Consider the following 18,917-nt stretch of genomic DNA (forward strand, 5'->3'; position numbering starts at 1 on the left):
CCTGTTTTTTCTCCAACGGATTCTAACCGCGCTCTCTATGGATTTTGAAATGGCATATACAGCTCCCCCGGGAGTCTGCCTCACCTTTTACTTAGCGTCTCCACTCCCCACATCATCCGGAGCCGCTTCCAGCGGAACCTCCTTATCTTTGGGGAGGATAATGTTTAGGAGTACCGCGATTAATGTAGCAATTACGACTGGTGATTTCCCGAAGATGGTAACAAACCAGTCCGGGAATGCTGCCAGTGCGCCGCTTGCCTGTGAGATTCCCATTCCCAGTGCGGCTGCCAGTCCTACGATGGATGTGTTGCGGTAGGACATATTTTCCGTGTTGATCAGTTTCATACCGGTCATGGCGATGGAAGCGAATACGGATACGGTCGCACCGCCGAGGACGCTGTATGGTATGGTGGTCAGCAGGGAGGAAAACTTGGGAATCAGGCCTGCTGCCAGCAGGATGACAGCTGCCAGGCCAAGGACGCAGCGGTTGACTACTTTTGTTGTAGCAACGATACCAACGTTCTGGCTGTAGGTTGCGGTGGGAAGTCCGCCCAGAAGAGCACCGATGATGTTGGTGATTCCGTAGCCGACGATTCCGCCCTGCAGTTCATTGTTTGAAGGCATACGGTTTAAACCGCCGCTTGTGGTGGCTGAAAAATCTCCGATGGCCTGGATGGAGTTAATGGCAAATAACAGGCCGATCGCCACGCAGGAGGATATTTCAAATTTTATTCCAAAGTGAAGCGGCATTGGAAGCTGGAAGACGGAGGCCTGACCGATAGGAGTGAAGTCTACCATTCCGAACATCAGGGCGACAATGTATCCTCCTATGATACCGATCAGGATGGATGCCAGTTTCCAGATTCCTTTTCCGTAATGATTCAGTACGGTTACGATTGCGAGTGTAATGATGGCAACCAGCCAGTTCTGCCAGGAGCCATAGTCCGCGCTGCCTGTTCCGCCGGCCATATAGTTGATGGCGGTAGGATACAGCGAAAGACCGATTGTGAATACAACAGTTCCGGCAATCAGAGGCGGGAAAAATCTGCGGATTTTCTTGATGAATATACCTACCAGAATTGCCACGCAGCCGCCGACAATCTGTGCCCCGAGTATGGTTGGAATGTCAAAATCCGAGGCGATGGACTGCATGCTGGGCAGGTAGGCAAAACTGATGCCCATGATAACAGGAAGTCCCGAGCCGATAGTAATCCATTTTGTTTTGATAAATGGAAACAGCTGGAGTAATGTGGACAGTGCGGATACGATCAGCGCTGCCTGGATCAGTATAACGGAGTCGCTTTCTGAGAGGCCGCCGACTCCAGCAACGATGATTGCGGGCGTTACACACCCTACAATCATCGCAACAACGTGCTGGAGAGCAAGAGGAAAGGCCTGTTTGAAATTAGGCACACCGTTTAAGTCAAATATTGTGGAACGGGTTACTTCTTTATTCATGCGTTTATCCCCCTTTAAGCCTGACTGATTCTGGTGCCTGTGGTTCCTTTAATTCCGTCTTTGGCTTTTTCAAGAAGGGTAATCAGAGCCTGGCGTCCCGGTGCGGATTCTGCGAATTCTACGGCAGCCTGTACCTTAGGCAACATAGAACCGGGGGCAAAATGTCCCTCAGACATGTATTGTCTTGCTTCCTCTGCGGTGATATTGTCCAGCCATTTTTCGTCTGGCTTTCCATAGTTGATTGCCACTTTCTCGACTGCGGTCAGGATAATCAGAAAATCTGCATCCAGCTCACGTGCGAGCAGACTGCTTGCAAAATCTTTGTCAATTACAGCACTGGCGCCTTTCAGATGGTTTCCCTGGCGTGTAACAGGGATTCCGCCGCCGCCGCATGCGATGACGAGGTCACCGGATTCTACCATGGTCCGGATTGTTCCGATTTCGATGATTTCCTGCGGTCGTGGAGACGCTACTACACGGCGGTAACCGCGTCCGGAATCTTCTTTCATGACATAGTCATATTTTTCCGCCATTTCATCGGACTGTTCTTTGGTGAGAAAACGTCCGATTGGTTTTGCGGGATTGCCGAATGCCGGGTCATCCGCATCAACGCGTACCTGCGTAATCATGGTTGCTACCGGGATATCTTCGATTCCGCGGTTTCGCAGCTCTTCGCGCAGGGCGTTCTGCAGGTCGTAGCCTATGTAGGCCTGGCTCATTGCCACACAGACGGAGAGCGGCGTATTGGGCTGCTGCGGGTCTTCGTGGGTGAGTGCCAGCATTGCGTTGTTTACCATTCCGACCTGGGGGCCGTTGCCGTGGGCAACCACGACTTCACAGCCTTCTTCAATCAGGTCTACAATGGCACGTGCAGTAATCTTTACTGCCGCCATCTGCTCGGGCAGGGTATTGCCGAGGGCATTACCGCCCAGAGCGATGACGATCCGTTTCTTTTTTGCCATTTTATTTTCCTCCGACATATGCGATGGTTTCTACTTCACACAAAACTCCTTTAGGCAGATCTTTTACGGCAACACAGGAACGTGCCGGTTTTCCAACAAAATATTTAGCGTAGATTTCATTGAATGCGGCAAAGTCAGCCATATCCGCAAGGAAGCAGGTTGTCTTTACAACGTCTTTGAATTCTGCACCCTGGCTCTCCAGCAGTGCGGCTACATTTTTCATAACCTGTTCGGTCTGCTCCTGGATTGTTGTGCCTGTTACTTCGCCTGATTCCGGAGAGAGCGGGATCTGTCCGGAAAAGAATGCGATATCATTTACGATAATTCCCTGTGAATATGGTCCGATTGCTGCTGGTGCGTTTTTTGTATCAACATATTTTAACATGTCAAATACCTCCTAATGTTTTTCTTTTTATCATACCAGTTTTTCTCTGCGTATGCTACATTTCATGTCTGTGATAGCCCGCTGTGCTGCCTGTTCGATTCCCGGCAGCCTGATGCGGGGAGAGTTTACTTGAAAACTCTTGGTGTTCCTTTTTCTTCGAGTTTCTTTAAAACATCAGCAGGATCCGCGAACTTAGCGAGGAAGATCATGGCTGCGATGATGTACGGTTTGTAGCTTGCTTCTTTATAAAGAGGATCTCTGTAGCGGTCGAATACGCTTGCATCCACTTCTCCTGTTTCGCAGCTTACACCGGTAATGTCGGCAGGCAGGCAGTGCATGTAGAGTGCCTTGCCATCTTTTGTTGTCGCCATAAGCTCTTCCGTGCAGGCCCAGTCTTTGTGCTCTGCATTCTGTGCAAGCAGTTCTTTTTCCAGTTTGTCGATGCCTTCAAAATCACCGTTTCCATAAAGGTCAGTACGTTTTTCCATGGCTGCGAATGGAGCCCAGCTCTTAGGATATACGATGTCTGCATCCTTGAACGCCTCAGCCATATCATTTGTTTTTGTAAATGTACCGCCGGATTTATTTGCATTATCAGCAGCAACTGCTTCCACTTCCGGGAATACCTCATATCCCTCTGGATGAGCCAGAACAACATCCATTCCGAAACGTGTCATCAGACCGATGATTCCCTGCGGAACGGACAATGGTTTTCCGTAAGAAGGAGAGTAAGCCCATGTCATAGCCAGTTTCTTGCCTTTGAGATTCTCAACGCCGCCGAACTGATGGATGATGTGAAGCATATCTGCCATAGCCTGGGTCGGGTGGTCGATGTCACACTGCAGATTGACAAGCGTCGGTTTCTGCTCCAGGATGCCGTCCTTCTTTCCCTGTGTTACAGAGTCAACAACTTCGTGCATATAAGCATTTCCCTTGCCGATGTACATATCATCGCGGATCCCGATAACGTCAGCCATAAAAGAGATCATGTTTGCTGTCTCACGGACGGTCTCACCGTGTGCCACCTGCGATTTTCCTTCGTCCAGATCCTGAACTTCCAGTCCCAGCAGGTTGCAGGCAGAAGCAAAAGAGAAACGTGTACGTGTGGAATTGTCACGGAAAAGAGAGATACCAAGTCCACTCTCGAATACCTTTGTGGAGATATTGTTTTCTCTCATGAAGCGAAGCGCATCAGCCAGTGTGAATACTGCTTCCAGTTCATCGTCTGTCTTCTCCCATGTCAGGAAAAAGTCCCCGTTGTACATCTCCTTAAAGTTCAGTGCGTTCAGCTTATCAATGTAATCCTGTAATGTTTTCATATTATAAAATCCTCCTAATTTTGTGAATATTCTGAAAATGGAGCGCAAGGGGGTCAGACCCCTCTGCAGAGGGGTCTGACCCCCTTGCACCTGTTTGTTAAATTATTTGCAATAAAGTGTCGGCAGTGCAGCGTATACTGCAGCGCATACTACGAGGTCTGCTTTCCATGTTTTTTCGTTCGGAGCGTGAGCCTGAGCCTCTGCGCCAGGTCCGAATCCGATACATGGGATTCCGTTTCTTCCCATAATGGAAACGCCATTTGTCGAGAAAGTCCATTTGTCGGTTAACGGACGGGCTTTTCTCATTGCTTCAGTCTCAGCGGTTCCGATTCTGGATTCGCCGTAGAGACTGGTGTATGCTTCCTCGAGTGCCTTTGTTACTGCGTGGTCCTCTGGGATTACCCAGGTCGGGAAATAGCACTCGATCGGGTAGGTAAGTCCTGTGTAGGATGGCCTGTCGTAGTTGTACATGGAAACTTTTACGTCCTCACCATATTTTTTTACGCTTGGAAGAGCTCGGATTTCATCCAGGCAGCTTTCCCATGTCTCGCCGGCTGTCATGCGGCGGTCCAAAGATACGGAACAGGAGTCTGCAACTGCACAGCGACTTGGGGAGGTAAAGAAGATCTCGGATGTGGTGACAGTTCCTCTGCCCAGGAAACGTGCTTCTTTCCATTCCGGGTTGAACTTCTCATCCAGCATCTTCACGAGGCCTTTGACCTCGGTGCCTTCCTCTGCGTCGTTTTCATTTAATGCACGGACATCCTGCAGGATATCAGCCATCTTGTAGATGGCATTGTCACCGCGTTCCGGAGCGGAACCGTGGCAGGAAACACCTTTGACATCTACGCGGATCTCCATGCGCCCGCGCTGTCCACGGTATATCCCACCGTCTGTAGGCTCTGTAGATACAACGAATTCAGGGCGGACCTTATCTTCGTTGATAATATACTGCCAGCAGAGTCCGTCACAGTCTTCTTCCTGAACCGTTCCGGTTACGAGTACTGTGTATTTATCGCTCAGCAGTCCCAGGTCTTTCATGATTTTGGCGCCGTATACTGCAGAAACAATCCCGCCGCACTGGTCGGAAACACCGCGGCCGCCAATTTCTTCGTCGTTTTCATACCCTTCGTATGGATCAAAAGTCCAGTTTTCGATATTGCCGATTCCTACGGTATCGATGTGGGCATCGAACCCGATGATTTTCTCGCCTGTTCCCATGTAGCCGAGAACATTACCCTGAGGATCGATCTCAACCTTGTCGAAACCGAGATGCCTCATCTCTTCGGCAATACGTTCGATATGCGCCTTCTCATCACAGCTCTCGCCCGGGAATTTTACGATGTCCCTCAAAAATTTGGTCATGTCAGCCTGATAACCTTGTGCAGCTTCTTTGATTTTGTTAAAGTCCATTATTACCTCTCCTTTTTAGAATATAAAATATTTATGTTAAATGCTCTGTATCCTTAATAATTAATCAGCTTAATATCACGCTGCTTAGCGGTCGTTCCCGCCCCAGACGATGGATTCATATCTCTGAGGATCTGTATCTCCCTCGGTGGAGAAGAGGAGGACTCTGGAGTTTTCGTCCAGTCCAAGATGCGCTCTTAATTCTTTGTATTCATCCATACACATGATGCATGCCAGTGTGCCGAACGGTGCGGCTCCTGATTCTCCGGAAGTAACTGGTGCATCTCCCTTCACCGGAGCTGCCAGCATACGCATGCCTCTTGCGGCTACCCAGTCCGGCGCTGCAATAAAAGTATCCACATGGTTTTTCAGGATATCCCAGGAGATGGTGTTCGGCTCTCCGCAGGCCAGCCCGGCCATGATAGTTACCATATCCCCGTCCACGATCTGGATGCTTCCGTCTCCCAGTGATGCGCCTTTGTAAAGGCAGGCAGCGGCTTCGGCTTCCACTACGATCACTTTTGGCGGATTCTCCGGATAGCGGTTTGCAAAGTAGCCCTGTACAGCCCCTGCCAGAGATCCCACCCCTGCCTGGATAAATACATGAGTGGGTCTTCCGCAGCCGTATTCCTTCAGCTGTTCATTGGCTTCCATTGCCATGGTTCCGTATCCCTGCATGATCCACGCCGGGATCTCCTCATAGCCGTCCCATGCAGTATCCTGTACCATAATGCCATTTTCGGTCTTTGTTGCCATGTCTGCGGCCATGCGCACACATTCATCATAATTGTATTCCTCTATAGTTGCCTGTGCGCCTTCGGCAAGTATGTTATTGAGACGGGTCTGTGTCGTTCCCTTGGGCATCAGTACTACTGATTTTTGTCCCAGCTTATTGGCTGCCCATGCAACACCGCGACCGTGATTCCCGTCTGTGGCTGTGAAGAAGGTGGCCTGACCGAATTCCTTTTTCAGTTCTTCGGAAGTCAGCACCTGATAAGGGAGTTCGGAAACATCCTTACCAACCTGCCCCGCTATGTAGCGTGCCATTGCGAAAGAGCCTCCCAGTACTTTGAAAGCATTCAGGCCGAACCGGTAAGATTCATCCTTCACGTATACTTCCTTTAATCCCAGTCTGTCTGCCATCTTATCCAGTCTGGCAAGCGGGGTGATGCTGTACTGAGGAAAGCTTTCATGAAAGGCCCGAGCTTTTTCTACCTCGCTAAGCGCCATAACCTTCAGTTGTGCATCGTCTGTTTTAGGCATACGGTTTACTGCCCATTTGATTGTTTCCATGTGTGAAAAACCTCCTTCTAACTATTTGCCTGCATCCATGTAACTATAGAGTGTGAATTTTGAAATTCCCAAAAGAGAAGCTACTTTGTCTCCGGATTTGGTGATGAGAAAAGCGCCGGCGTTGTTCAGGTAATGTACAACTGCGACCTTGTCATCCTTATTCATTAAAGCAACCGGTTTGCCAACGAGTGCAAGCGCCTGTTCGATCAGGGTGTCCAGCAGCTCATTTACATTGTGGGTGATTTTTTGTGGCTGGTTGTTTTCAGTTTCCTGTTCCTTTTTGTTTTCAGTGCTGATTAATGAATGGATAGCGGATTCGATGGTAAGCAGTGAGGTGATGTCATAGTTAAGAGAAAATATGTAAGCAATGCTGTCATCATCATCTCTGATGTACATGGTACTGGATTTGAGTATCCTTCCGTCTTCTGTCTTGGTGAGATAGGAGAGACGGTCCTGAATCTGTGACGGATCCCGGCTCAGCGTTTCAAGTACCACGCTGGAAGGCCCGTCGCCCAGCTTTCTGTTGGAAATATGCCCATTCTCGATATAGACAATGGAGCTTTCCAGTTCTTTCTTTCTCAGATCGTGAATGACAATCTCGCATGAACTGCCAAACTGTACGGAGAGGCCGTGTGCGATCTGTTTTAATAAGTCTAATTTCTGGCTCAAAGTCACCATTCCTTTCGTGTGTGAGTCTGGGAATTTTTCCCGAAAACTTTTTGCTTCTAAACTCATCATAGCATAAAAAAAAATTAAATCAATACTTTTTCTAAAAATTTTTTAGGTTACCTAAATATTTTTGAGGATTTGTATTGCAATTATCTTATATTAATGGTATTCTATATACAACAAAAGCAGTCCAAAAAAATCTGTGCGAAAAGCAAGGCCTGTTTTTACAAAAGAATATACAAAATATAGTGCGACGTGCAAGGAATAGAACCCCCTTGTAGAATTTGTATACGCGGTGATCTGCACCGGGAATCTTTGGACTATTTCAAAAAGAAAAGGAGACGAATAGTATGCTTATTTTAGGAAATGGCAGGGTAATCACACGTGATGAGAAGAATCCGTATCTGGAAAACGGCGCTGTGGCGATTGAGGGATGTACCATTCAAAAAGTGGGAAGCCTTGAAGAGGTCAGGGCAGCATATCCGGATGCTGAATTTATTGATGCCGGAGGAAAAGTGATTATGCCGGCATTTATTAATGCGCACGAACATATTTACAGTTCTTTTGCAAGAGGACTTTCCGTAAAAGGATATGACCCGAAAGGCTTTCTGGATATCCTGGACGGCATGTGGTGGACAATCGACAGGAATCTTACACTGCAGGATACATATTTGAGTGCCATGGCGACGTATATTGATTGTATCAAGAATGGTGTCACCACCATATTTGACCACCACGCCAGCTTCGGTTCCATCAGGGGTTCTCTGTTCCATATAGAAAAAGCGGCCAAGGAGACCGGCGTTCGTTCCTGCCTCTGCTATGAGATATCAGACAGGGACGGCATGGACAAAGCGCGGGACTCTGTGATGGAGAATGCAGAATTTATCCGCTACGCGCAGCAGGACGGCAGCGGAATGATAGCCGGGATGATGGGAATGCACGCACAGTTTACTATTTCGGATGAAACAATGGAACTGGCGGCGGCGAACAAACCTGACGGCGCGGGATACCACATTCATGTTGCAGAGGGGATTGAGGATCTGCACCACTGCCTGAAGCATTACGGGAAACGAATCGTAGACAGGCTGATGGACTGGAACATTCTGGGAGAGAAGACCCTGCTCGGGCACTGCATCTACATCAACGGGCATGAGATGGATCTGATCAAAGATACGAACACCATGGTCGTACATAATCCGGAATCGAACATGGGCAATGCCTGCGGATGTCCGCCGACGATGGAGCTGGTGCACAGAGGGATCCTGACCGGACTGGGAACGGACGGATATACTCACGATATGACAGAATCTTATAAGGTAGCCAATGTTTTGCACAAACACCACCTGTGTGATGCCACGGCAGCATGGGGCGAGGTACCGCAGATGCTCTTCGATGGCAATGCACAGATCGCAGGCAGATATTTTGACCAGAAACTCGGCATTCTGGAGGAAGGTGCGGCAGGAGACGTGATCATTGTAGATTACGATCCGCTGACACCACTTTGCGCTGACAATTGCAACGGACATATCCTGTTCGGTATGAATGGCCGGAATGTAGTTACTACAGTGGCAAACGGAAAGGTCCTGATGAAGGACAGAGAACTGCAGCATATTGACGAAGCTAAGGTGATGGCGGACTGCAGACAGGCGGCGGCTGGACTTTGGGGAAGGATCAACGCGTAGATACGGTGAAGCGGCAAAGGGGTCTGACCCCTTTGCCTACCATTTTCAGAATATTCAGATTATTAGGAGGTTTACACAAATGAGCGATATTATGACCCCGATGTCTTTCGGGCATTTAGTAGATTGGATTATGACGGAGCGCGAGAAGTCAGGGACTGTATTCGGAGAGCATGCTCCGTATCAGGCAGATGCACGGTATAACCGGACGATTTTCGGACGTCCGCTGGAGACGCCGGTCGGCCCGGCAGCAGGTCCGCACACGCAGCTGACTCAGAACATTGTGGCTGCTTATTATACGGGAAGCCGCTTCTTTGAGCTGAAGACGGTGCAGGTGATGGATGGCGCTGAATTGGCGGCGTGCGTGAATAAGCCGTGTATTAAGGCCGATGATGAGTGCTATAACTGCGAATGGTCTACGGAGCTTTACGTGCCGCAGGCAATGGAGGAATACATTAAGGCGTGGTTCCTGCTCAAGGTGATGGCCAAGGAGTTCGAACTTGGCAGCATGGACGGATTCCAGTTTAATATCAGTGTTGGATACGATTTGGAAGGCATCCAGTCTCCAAAGATTGACCAGTTCCTGAATACCATGAAAGACGCAAAAGATTCTGCCATTTTCAGCGAATGTAAAGCGTATCTCCTGGAACACGCAGATAGATTTACAAAAGTGACTAAGGAAGATATAGAGAGTATTTCCTCAGAAATCTGCAACTCCGTCACAATCTCCACCCTGCACGGATGTCCTCCCCAGGAGATCGAGAAGATTGCGATGTATCTGATCACAGAAAAGGGCTTCCACACCTTTATAAAATGTAATCCTACCTTATTAGGATACGAATTTGCCAGAAAGACCATGGACGAGATGGGATACGATTATGTGGCCTTCGGGGATTTCCACTTCAGGGATGACCTGCAGTACGAAGATGCCGTGCCTATGCTCACACGCCTGATGAAAGTATGTGAGGAAAGAAACCTGGAATTCGGTGTAAAGATCACCAATACATTCCCGGTAGACGTGAAACAGAACGAGCTTCCCAGCGAAGAAATGTATATGTCCGGAAAATCTCTGTATCCGCTATCCATCTCACTGGCTGCAAAGCTGGCGGAAGAGTTCGGCGGAAAACTGAGGATCTCATTCTCTGGCGGAGCCGATTTCTATAATATAAAGGGAATCGTGGACGCAGGCATCTGGCCGGTGACCGTTGCCACAACACTGCTGAAGCCGGGCGGATACCAGCGAATGTGCCAGATCGCCCGCATACTGGAAACAGAGGGCGGTACATTCGGGGGCGTAAGCATTGAGGGATCAAAAGCACTGGCAGAGGCGGCAAAGGTCAGCCCGCACCATGTGAAGGCAGTCAAACCCCTTCCGTCCCGCAAAATGAAAAAAGAAGTTCCGCTTCTGGACTGCTTCGTTGCACCGTGCAAAGAAGGCTGCCCGATCCACCAGGACATTACCACATACCTGCAGCTTGTGAATGCCGGAAAATATGAGGAGGCAATGGAGGTCATTACAGAGAAGAACCCGCTGCCGTTCATTACTGGAACAATCTGTGCACATAACTGCATGAGCAAATGTACCCGCAACTTTTACGAAGAACCCGTACATATCCGGGCCATGAAGCTGGAAGCCGCAGAAAATGGCTATGAGGCATGGCTGTCAAAGGTAACGAAAAAGCCCCTGACGGAGAAGAAAAAAGCCGCCGTAATCGGCGGAGGCCCTGCCGGTATGGCGGCAGCATATTTTCTGAGAAGAGGCGGCATGGAGGTGACCCTGTTTGAACAGACCGATTCCCTGGGCGGAGTCGTACGCCATGTGATTCCGGAATTCAGAATTGCAGGAAGTTCCATTGACAAGGATGCTGAGATACTCACGGCGGCAGGCGTTGATATTCAATATAATACGAAAATAGAAAGCGCACAGAAGTTAAAAGAGCAGGGATATGAAGCCGTCATATTTGCAGTCGGCGCATCCAAACCGGGCATCCTGAAGCTGGAATCCGGCGAGACGATGAATGCGCTGGAGTTCCTGGGAGAATTTAAAGAAAAAGACGGCGATCTGGACCTCGGAAAACATGTGGTTGTCATCGGCGGAGGCAATACCGCAATGGATACAGCCAGAGCCGCAAAACGGACGAAGGGTGTTGAAACGGTTTCTCTCGTTTACAGAAGAACCAAACGCTATATGCCGGCAGACGAGGAAGAACTGCTGATGGCAGTGGAGGACGGCGTGGAATTCAAGGAACTGCTGGCCCCTGTCAGACTGGAGAACGGCAGGCTGATCTGCAGAGTGATGAAACTGGGAGATATCGATGATTCCGGCAGAAGAGGCGTTACAGAGACAGAAGAGACCAGGGAAGTTCTGGCGGACACCGTGATCGTTGCCGTAGGCGAAAAGGTTCCGAGTGAGCTGTATGAGGCGAACGGAATCCATGTAAATGAGCGTGGAAAAGCAATGGTTCGGGAAGATACCTGCGAGACAAATCTGGAAGGCATCTATGTAGTAGGGGACGGCCTGGGCGGCCCTGCAACGGTAGTGGAAGGCATCCGGGACGGCAGAAAAGCAGCAGAGGCTGTGATTGGGCAAAGCCTTGCAAAAGACTTTGACAAACAGGCGGACGAAGAAAAGGTTTACAGCCGCCGTGGTATCCTGAGAGATACGGAGACCAGAAAGACAGAGACAGAGCGCTGCCTTGGATGCTCTACCATCTGCGAAAACTGTGTGGAAGTATGTCCAAACCGTGCGAATATCGCCATCCGGGTGCCTGGCATGGCAAAACATCAGATTATCCACGTAGACTATATGTGCAACGAATGCGGAAACTGCAAGAGCTTCTGCCCATATGAAAGCGCACCTTATCTGGATAAATTCACCCTGTTTGCCGGAGAAAAAGACCTGGAAGACAGCAAGAATCAGGGCTTTGCGGTTATGGACAGAGAAAAAGCAGTATGCAGGGTAAGATACCTGGGCGATACCTTTACCTGGACTAAGGGAGAAGAGACAAAACTTCCGGAAGGACTGCAGCAGCTGATTGAAACTGTTGTCAGAGATTATCCGTACCTTCTGGGCCAGTACGTCAAATAATAATTCAGCAATCAGCACCTGCTCTCTGCGTCATAAGGCGGAATCACAATGGGGCAGCGCACGAAAAAGCAGATACAGTTAAAAAAGAAAGCAACAGGACGAACAGGAAAGTAACAGGACAGCAGGCAGGGGCAAAAAACTGGCCCCTGCACAGACAGACAGAAAGAAGGAATGGTTATGAAACGTTTATTTAAAGGCGGAATCATTGTAAGCGGCGAAGGGCTGAAAGAACTTGACATCCTGGTAAAGGGCGAAAAGATTCTGGCAGTCGGTGAAAATCTGGAATTCAGGGACGCTGAGCTTGAGGACGTCCGGGGAAAATACATCTTCCCGGGATTTATTGATGCACATACCCATATGGCCCTGGAAGTCAGCAACACCATAACGGCAGACAAATTTGACACCGGAACGAAGGCAGAGATTGCGGGAGGAACCACCTGCATCATAGATTTTGCGACACAGAATAAGGGTGAAACGCTGGCCGAGGCTCTGGACAACTGGCATAGAAAAGCGGACGGGCAGTCTTCCTGCGATTATGCGTTCCACCTGGCTCTTTCCGACTGGAACCAGGACGTCAGCCGTGAACTGGAGCAGGTTGTGGCGGAAGGAATCTCTTCTTTCAAACTGTATATGACATACGACAACATGATAGTTGATGACAAGACCATGTACGAAATACTGTCCCGTCTCAAAGAACTGGGTGGAATTGCAGGAGTACATTGTGAAAATAAGGGAATCATAGATGCAAGGCTGGAAGAAGTACTGCAGAAAAAAAGAAACCGCAGAGATGTTTCGGATTATCCTGGAACGCGCCCGCCGGCGGCAGAGGCAGAGGCCATCAACCGCCTGCTGAAAATAGCAAAATGCGTGGACACACCGGTCATCGTGGTGCACCTGAGTTCCGCAGAAGGCTACCGGGAAATCCAGCGTGCCAGAGAGGAAGGGCAGACCGTTTATGTAGAAACCTGTCCTCAGTATCTCCTCATGGATGACAGCAAATATTCCCTGCCCGACGGAGAGGGCAGAAAATACATGATTGCACCTCCGCTGCGCAGAAAGAAGAATCAGGAAGTTCTCTGGAGGGCACTTTCAGAAGGCAGGATCCAGACAATCTGTACGGACCACTGCAGTTTTAACCTTGAGCAGAAGAGTGCGGGAAGCGAAGACTTCTCTCTGACACCGTGCGGAATGCCCGGCGGAGAAGAGCGCCCGGGCCTGATCTATCAGTTCGGAGTAAACGAAGGACATATCACTATAGAACAGATGTGTAAATATCTGTCCGAGAATCCGGCAAAACTATACCGTATGTATCCCCGGAAAGGAACGCTTTCTCCGGGAAGTGATGCAGATATTGTAGTATGGAACCCGGAGACAGAATGGACCCTGTCAAAAGAGACACAGCAGACCAATATTGACTATTGCCCCATGGAAGGCACCAGGATAAAAGGCAGGGCGGAGAAAGTATTTCTGCGTGGCCGGCTGGTAGCCGAAAATGGTGAAATACAAATAGAAAATGCCGGTCAGTATGTAAGGCATGGCGTTAAGAAAGAAGACGAAGAATCTTAGAGTTACTGTTCAGACCGTGCCGTGCACTCCGTTACTGTGCACGCCCGGAGGGTGTGAACAGTAACATCTTAGAATCATAAGAAGGGCAGCATATGATAAAAGCATATCGGAAGGGCGCACTTGAGCAGTGTCCTTCCCTTCTGGAAGCATTAAATATAGAAAAAACAGCAAATCCGGTTATTTCATTCACAGGCGCCGGAGGCAAAACAACCCTGATCACACAGATGGCGGGAGAGTATCTACGGGGGGGCAGAAGAGTAATTGTGACAACAACTACCCATATGATGGCAGGGAAAGCCCCCTGGTTTCTGCTGGAGCCCTCGATAGAGAGGCTCGGGAAAATCCTGGAATCGGAAGGCATGGTCTGGCTGGGACTGCCCGCCAGTGATGGAAAAATGAAATCACCTTCCCGTGAATTTCTAAATGGGGTTCTGGAACTGGGATACCCGCTGCTGATTGAGGCGGACGGTGCAAAAAAATTACCAATGAAGGTTCCGGCTTCCCATGAGCCGGTACTGCTCCCGGAGACCACACATGTAATCAATATCTGCGGACTTGACAGTCTTGGAAAGCCGCTGGAAGAAGTATGTTTTCGGTCAGAAATTGCCGCCGGACTGCTGAACAAGCAGAAAACGGATCGGGTCTGCCCAAGAGACATCGCAAAGCTGGCACTGGACAGCCGGGCCGGAAAGAAGAATATAATGCCCCATATGTCTTACAGGCTTGTTCTGAACAAGGCTGATGGCCTGAGAGAAGAGGAGCAGGCACTGGAGATCTGCAGACTGGCAGAGTACCAGGGATTTGCAAAAATCACAGTAACAGCAGGAGGAAGGCAGACACAGAGATGAAAATACTAATCAAGGGAGCGGGGGATCTGGCAACAGGAATCACCTCGCGCCTGTATCACAGCGGACATCAGATCATCATGACAGAAATTGCAGTCCCACTGACTGTACGGAGAATGGCGGCTCTGTCCAGGGCGGTCTATGAAGGAACGGCTGTCGTGGAGGACATGAAAGGCGTTCTTGTACATTCAGAGAAGGAGGCAAAAGACATTCTGGCAGATGGGGATATTGCGGTAATAGTGGACGCAGATGCCAAAATAGCCGCTGATTTTCAGCCGGATGTAATTGTGGATGCAATTCTGGCAAAAAGAAATACCGGAACAAAGATAACAGATGCTCCATTTGTCATAGGAGTGGGTCCTGGATTTACTGCGGGAATTGACTGCAACTGTGTTGTGGAAACAAAAAGAGGGCACACGCTTGGAGACATCATATATGATGGCAGTGCGATCCCGAACACCGGAGTTCCGGGAAATGTCTGGGGTTATACGACTGAACGGCTGATCCGTGCCGCAGGCGGCGGGGAGATGCAGCCGCTGGCAGCCATTGGGGATGTGGTGGAGAAGGGGCAGGCAGTTGCGGTTACCGGGGGGAAAGAAGTATATGCCCAGATGAGCGGAATCGTCAGAGGAATGCTTCAGCCCGGTGTCAATGTAAAAGAAGGATTGAAAATAGGAGATATAGACGCACGCTGCGAATCAAATCACTGCTTTACTATTTCTGACAAGGCAAGGGCCGTTGGCGGCGGGGTGCTGGAAGCAGTAACCAGGCATGAACATATGCGGGGGAAATATGCAATTGTTGTGCTGGCAGCAGGGAAAAGCGTGCGGTTTGGGGAAAACAAGCTGCTTGCACAAGTCGCAGGCAGGCCAATGTTTGAATATATGCTGGATAAAATCAGTGCATTCGGAGATTTTCCGGCGTTTATCGTGACAGGATATAAAGAAATAGAAGAAAAAGCAAAGCTTCAGCGTATGAGGACTGTCAGTAATAAAGAGCCGGAACTGGGACTTTCCCGCTCTGTCCGGCTTGGAACAGAAGCTTGCACAGAACAGTTTCCAGATATTCAGGGGATTCTCTTCTGTGTGTGTGACCAGCCCAACCTGAATCCGGCCACGATCCAGAGGATCCTGAATACAGCGGATCTGCACAGAGGGCAGATCATCAGTGCATGCCACAGGGGGCATCCGGGCAATCCGGTTCTCTGGGATAAAAAGTTTTTCAGGGATCTCAGGGAACTTTCCGGAGACAATGGCGGCCGGCAGATCATGTCCGGTCTGCAGGACAAAGTGAGATACGTAGAGGCATATGAAACAGAATTAAAAGATATAGACTTCAGGTCAGATCTTTCAGAATAAAGTTCCGGGAAGCGGAAGTTTCCGGGGAAAGGAAGGTAGTATATGTTTACAGTTCATGTAAATGGGAAGGATTATCAGACAGAGCAGGATAAAAAGCTGATGCGGTTCCTGCGGGATGACCTTCGCCTGACATCCGTCAAAGACGGGTGCAGCCAGGGAGCCTGCGGTACCTGTACCATTCTGGTTGACGGAAAGACAGCACGCGCCTGTATTCCCATGATTTCCAAGATGGAGGGAAAATCAATCGTCACGGTTGAGGGCCTGAGCGAGAGAGAAAAAGAAGTGTATGCCTACGCATTTGGTACAGCGGGAGCCGTTCAGTGCGGTTTCTGTATTCCCGGCATGGTAATGTGCGCAAAAGGCCTGATCGATGTGAATCCGGATCCCACCCGTCTGGAAGTGACGGCGGCGATCCGTAATAACATCTGCCGGTGCACAGGGTATAAGAAGATCATCGAAGGAATCCTTCTCAGTGCCAGGATATTCCGGGAAAATCTGTCCGTTACGGACAACAGCGGCGTTGCTCTGGTAGGCGAAGCAATCCAGAGGATTGATGCGAAGGAAAAGGTATTGGGAACCGGAGAATATCCGGATGATATATATATTGACGGCATGATCTATGGAAGCGCAGTCCGTTCCGAGTATCCAAGGGCAAAGGTACTGGCGATTCATGCAGAGGAGGCAAAAGCGCTGGAAGGTGTAATCGGCGTCTTTACCGCAGAAGATATACCAGGGCAGGTAAAAGTCGGACATTTGAAACAGGACTGGGATACCATGATTCCGGTGGGCAAAACCACCCATTACCTTGGAGATGCGATCTGCCTTGTGGCAGCGGAGACACCAGAGATCCTTGAGCGGGCGAAGAGCCTTGTAAAGGTAGATTATGAAGTGCAGGAACCGGTGCTCAGTCCATTTGATGCCATGAAAGAGGACGCCCCGCTTGTCCATGCATCAGGAAATGTCCTGGCACACGAGCACCTGGTCCGGGGAAATGCGGATGAGGTGATTGCAAAATCAAAGTATAAGGTAACAAAACACTATGAAACTCCCTGGACCGAGCACGCCTTCCTGGAGCCGGAGTGTGCGGTTGCCATGCCATTTGATGACGGAGTATTTATTTATTCTACAGATCAGGGTACATACGATACCCAGCATGAGTGCTGTATCATGCTGGGCCTTCCGCCAGAAAAAGTCATTGTGGAAAACAAACTGGTTGGGGGCGGTTTCGGTGGAAAAGAGGATGTCAGTGTCCAGCATCACGCGGCGCTTCTGGCATATCTGACGAAGCGGATTGTGAAAGTAAAGCTGTCCAGGCAGGAGAGTATTGTGGTCCATCCGAAGCGCCATCCGATGTGGATGGACATTACAACGGCCTGCGATGAGAACGGCATGTTGACTGCCATGAAGGCTGTTGTCGTATCGGATACAGGGGCGTATGCATCTCTGGGCGGCCCCGTACTCCAGCGCGCCTGTACGCATGCCGCCGGGCCATACAATTTTCAGGTGATAGATATAGACGGAAAAGCAGTATATACCAATAATCCACCGGCTGGAGCATTCAGAGGATTCGGTGTAACCCAGACCTGCTTTGGTTCAGAACGCAATCTGGACCTGCTGGCAGAGATGGTGGGTATTTCTCCGTGGGAGATCCGTTACCGTAATGCCATCCGTCCGGGGCAGGTGCTCCCGAACGGGCAGATTGCCGACGGTTCCACGGGTGTGGCGGAGACACTGGAAGCCGTAAAAGAGCTTTATGAAAGCGAACCTTATGCTGGAATTGCCTGTGCCATGAAAAATGCGGGAGTAGGCGTGGGACTGCCCGACTGGGGACGGTGCCGCCTGCTGGTAAAAGACGGAAAGGTACAAATCCATGCGGGCGCATCCTGCATCGGTCAGGGATTGGGAACCGTACTGACTCAGGTGGTATCCGAGACAACCGGCCTGCCGGTGGACCGGATAAAGTACTGTCAGCCAAACACCTCCAATTCCCCGGACTCAGGAACAACTTCGGGCTCCCGGCAGACACTGGTTACCGGAGAGGCTGCAAAGCGGGCATCAGAGAACCTGAAAGAAGATTTGAAAGGGCAGTCTCTGGAGGCTTTGGAAGGAAAAGACTACTACGGCGAGTATCTGGCAAAGACGGATAAGATGGGCAGCGATGTACCGAACCCTGTGTCCCATGTGGCCTATGGCTACGCGACACAGGTCTGTGTCCTGAATGAGGATGGTACGGTCAAAAAAATGGCAGCGGCCCATGATGTTGGGAAAGCGGTGAACCCGGTCAGTGTAGAAGGCCAGATTGAAGGTGGTGTCGTGATGGGCATGGGATATGCTCTGACGGAAAGATATGAGATTAAGGACGGATATCCGGTGTCCAGATTCGGTACACTGGGATTGTTTAAGGCGGATAAGGTACCGGAACTTGTTTCTCTTATCGTGGAAAAACCGGGCGTGGACGTGGGATACGGCGCAATCGGAATTGGTGAGATCACATCCATTCCGACGGCCCCGGCAGTTGCAGGAGCTTACTATAAACTAAGCGGAGAATTCCAGACGGTTCTTCCGCTGCAGGGAACCCCCTACGCAAAGAAAAAATAAATCGGGATTTAGCTTACGAGCTTTAGACTCGGGAGCGGACGAAGGGGGGCGCTTACCGTGAGCCGGGACGGACTGTGAAAAACACCTGTCCTGTTGGAAATACAGCCGCTGCGCCAAGCAGCAGTAAGAGGAAATCCACAAAATCAGCGTGAACCGAACACATTCACCGCTTAATCTGATGATTAAGCGGCTCAGGTGTTCTAAAAAGCTGCTTCGGAAGCAGCTTTTTTCGCGCTGATTTTGCGGATTTCCTCTAACTGCTGCTATGCTCGCTAAAAGCATTTCCA

The 18,917-nt window shown here is 49.9% G+C and carries 13 protein-coding genes; 6 read left to right on the forward strand and 7 right to left on the reverse strand.

Features of this window, described 5'->3' with window-relative positions; genetic code table 11:
• Positions 1-87: 87 nt before the first annotated feature.
• The 7 genes from HMPREF0240_RS05575 to HMPREF0240_RS05605 form a co-directional block, all read right to left on the reverse strand.
• A complete protein-coding gene (locus HMPREF0240_RS05575) occupies positions 88-1,458 on the reverse strand; it encodes a nucleobase:cation symporter-2 family protein (RefSeq protein ID WP_009002468.1) in 1,371 nt (456 codons plus the stop codon).
• Between the two features lie 14 nt (positions 1,459-1,472).
• The gene (arcC, locus tag HMPREF0240_RS05580) at positions 1,473-2,420 is read right to left on the reverse strand and encodes a carbamate kinase (RefSeq protein WP_009002469.1); all 948 of its coding nucleotides are present in this window, start codon (positions 2,418-2,420) and stop codon (positions 1,473-1,475) included.
• Between the two features lies 1 nt (position 2,421).
• Complete coding sequence (locus HMPREF0240_RS05585) at positions 2,422-2,805, reverse strand: RidA family protein (protein ID WP_009002470.1); 384 nt, start codon at positions 2,803-2,805, stop codon at positions 2,422-2,424.
• Between the two features lie 125 nt (positions 2,806-2,930).
• Positions 2,931-4,124 carry a knotted carbamoyltransferase YgeW gene (ygeW, locus tag HMPREF0240_RS05590; protein ID WP_009002471.1) on the reverse strand — a complete coding sequence of 398 codons (1,194 nt, stop codon included), beginning with the start codon at positions 4,122-4,124 and terminating at the stop codon, positions 2,931-2,933.
• A 102-nt stretch (positions 4,125-4,226) separates the two neighbouring features.
• The gene (locus tag HMPREF0240_RS05595; protein ID WP_009002472.1) at positions 4,227-5,537 is read right to left on the reverse strand and encodes a YgeY family selenium metabolism-linked hydrolase; all 1,311 of its coding nucleotides are present in this window, start codon (positions 5,535-5,537) and stop codon (positions 4,227-4,229) included.
• A gap of 84 nt (positions 5,538-5,621) precedes the next feature.
• Positions 5,622-6,827 carry a diaminopropionate ammonia-lyase gene (dpaL, locus tag HMPREF0240_RS05600; RefSeq protein ID WP_009002473.1) on the reverse strand — a complete coding sequence of 402 codons (1,206 nt, stop codon included), beginning with the start codon at positions 6,825-6,827 and terminating at the stop codon, positions 5,622-5,624.
• Between the two features lie 21 nt (positions 6,828-6,848).
• Complete coding sequence (locus tag HMPREF0240_RS05605; RefSeq protein WP_009002474.1) at positions 6,849-7,505, reverse strand: helix-turn-helix transcriptional regulator; 657 nt, start codon at positions 7,503-7,505, stop codon at positions 6,849-6,851.
• A gap of 341 nt (positions 7,506-7,846) precedes the next feature.
• On the opposite strand from HMPREF0240_RS05605, the gene ssnA reads away from it, so the two are divergent.
• From ssnA to xdh, 6 genes are all read left to right on the forward strand, one after another.
• Positions 7,847-9,178, forward strand: coding sequence for a putative aminohydrolase SsnA (ssnA, locus tag HMPREF0240_RS05610; protein WP_009002475.1), 1,332 nt, complete (start codon positions 7,847-7,849; stop codon positions 9,176-9,178).
• 79 nt (positions 9,179-9,257) lie between these two features.
• A complete protein-coding gene (gene ygfK / locus HMPREF0240_RS05615) occupies positions 9,258-12,263 on the forward strand; it encodes a putative selenate reductase subunit YgfK (RefSeq protein ID WP_009002476.1) in 3,006 nt (1,001 codons plus the stop codon).
• Between the two features lie 177 nt (positions 12,264-12,440).
• On the forward strand, positions 12,441-13,829 hold the full coding sequence (hydA, locus tag HMPREF0240_RS05620) for a dihydropyrimidinase (protein WP_009002477.1): 1,389 nt from the start codon (positions 12,441-12,443) through the stop codon (positions 13,827-13,829).
• A 92-nt stretch (positions 13,830-13,921) separates the two neighbouring features.
• Positions 13,922-14,677 carry a selenium cofactor biosynthesis protein YqeC gene (gene yqeC / locus HMPREF0240_RS05625; protein ID WP_009002478.1) on the forward strand — a complete coding sequence of 252 codons (756 nt, stop codon included), beginning with the start codon at positions 13,922-13,924 and terminating at the stop codon, positions 14,675-14,677.
• Complete coding sequence (gene yqeB / locus HMPREF0240_RS05630) at positions 14,674-16,032, forward strand: selenium-dependent molybdenum cofactor biosynthesis protein YqeB (RefSeq protein ID WP_009002479.1); 1,359 nt, start codon at positions 14,674-14,676, stop codon at positions 16,030-16,032. The genes yqeC and yqeB overlap by 4 nt, the downstream gene beginning before the upstream one ends.
• Before the next feature lie 42 nt (positions 16,033-16,074).
• Positions 16,075-18,630, forward strand: coding sequence for a selenium-dependent xanthine dehydrogenase (gene xdh / locus HMPREF0240_RS05635; RefSeq protein ID WP_009002480.1), 2,556 nt, complete (start codon positions 16,075-16,077; stop codon positions 18,628-18,630).
• The last annotated feature ends 287 nt before the right edge of the window (positions 18,631-18,917 follow it).

This window comes from Clostridium sp. D5 (assembly GCF_000190355.1).
In the GTDB taxonomy this organism is placed as follows: Bacteria; Bacillota; Clostridia; order Lachnospirales; family Lachnospiraceae; genus Faecalicatena; species Faecalicatena fissicatena_A.

Excerpts from the sequence above, each read along its gene's own strand:
- ygfK (WP_009002476.1), top strand. The coding sequence starts at position 9,258 with ATGAGCGATATTATGACCCCGATGTCTTTCGGGCATTTAGTAGATTGG.
- HMPREF0240_RS05595 (WP_009002472.1), bottom strand. The coding sequence starts at position 5,537 with ATGGACTTTAACAAAATCAAAGAAGCTGCACAAGGTTATCAGGCTGAC.
- HMPREF0240_RS05605 (WP_009002474.1), bottom strand. The coding sequence starts at position 7,505 with ATGGTGACTTTGAGCCAGAAATTAGACTTATTAAAACAGATCGCACAC.
- ssnA (WP_009002475.1), top strand. The coding sequence starts at position 7,847 with ATGCTTATTTTAGGAAATGGCAGGGTAATCACACGTGATGAGAAGAAT.
- hydA (WP_009002477.1), top strand. The coding sequence starts at position 12,441 with ATGAAACGTTTATTTAAAGGCGGAATCATTGTAAGCGGCGAAGGGCTG.
- dpaL (WP_009002473.1), bottom strand. The coding sequence starts at position 6,827 with ATGGAAACAATCAAATGGGCAGTAAACCGTATGCCTAAAACAGACGAT.
- ygeW (WP_009002471.1), bottom strand. The coding sequence starts at position 4,124 with ATGAAAACATTACAGGATTACATTGATAAGCTGAACGCACTGAACTTT.
- HMPREF0240_RS05585 (WP_009002470.1), bottom strand. The coding sequence starts at position 2,805 with ATGTTAAAATATGTTGATACAAAAAACGCACCAGCAGCAATCGGACCA.
- HMPREF0240_RS05575 (WP_009002468.1), bottom strand. The coding sequence starts at position 1,458 with ATGAATAAAGAAGTAACCCGTTCCACAATATTTGACTTAAACGGTGTG.
- yqeC (WP_009002478.1), top strand. The coding sequence starts at position 13,922 with ATGATAAAAGCATATCGGAAGGGCGCACTTGAGCAGTGTCCTTCCCTT.
- xdh (WP_009002480.1), top strand. The coding sequence starts at position 16,075 with ATGTTTACAGTTCATGTAAATGGGAAGGATTATCAGACAGAGCAGGAT.
- arcC (WP_009002469.1), bottom strand. The coding sequence starts at position 2,420 with ATGGCAAAAAAGAAACGGATCGTCATCGCTCTGGGCGGTAATGCCCTC.
- yqeB (WP_009002479.1), top strand. The coding sequence starts at position 14,674 with ATGAAAATACTAATCAAGGGAGCGGGGGATCTGGCAACAGGAATCACC.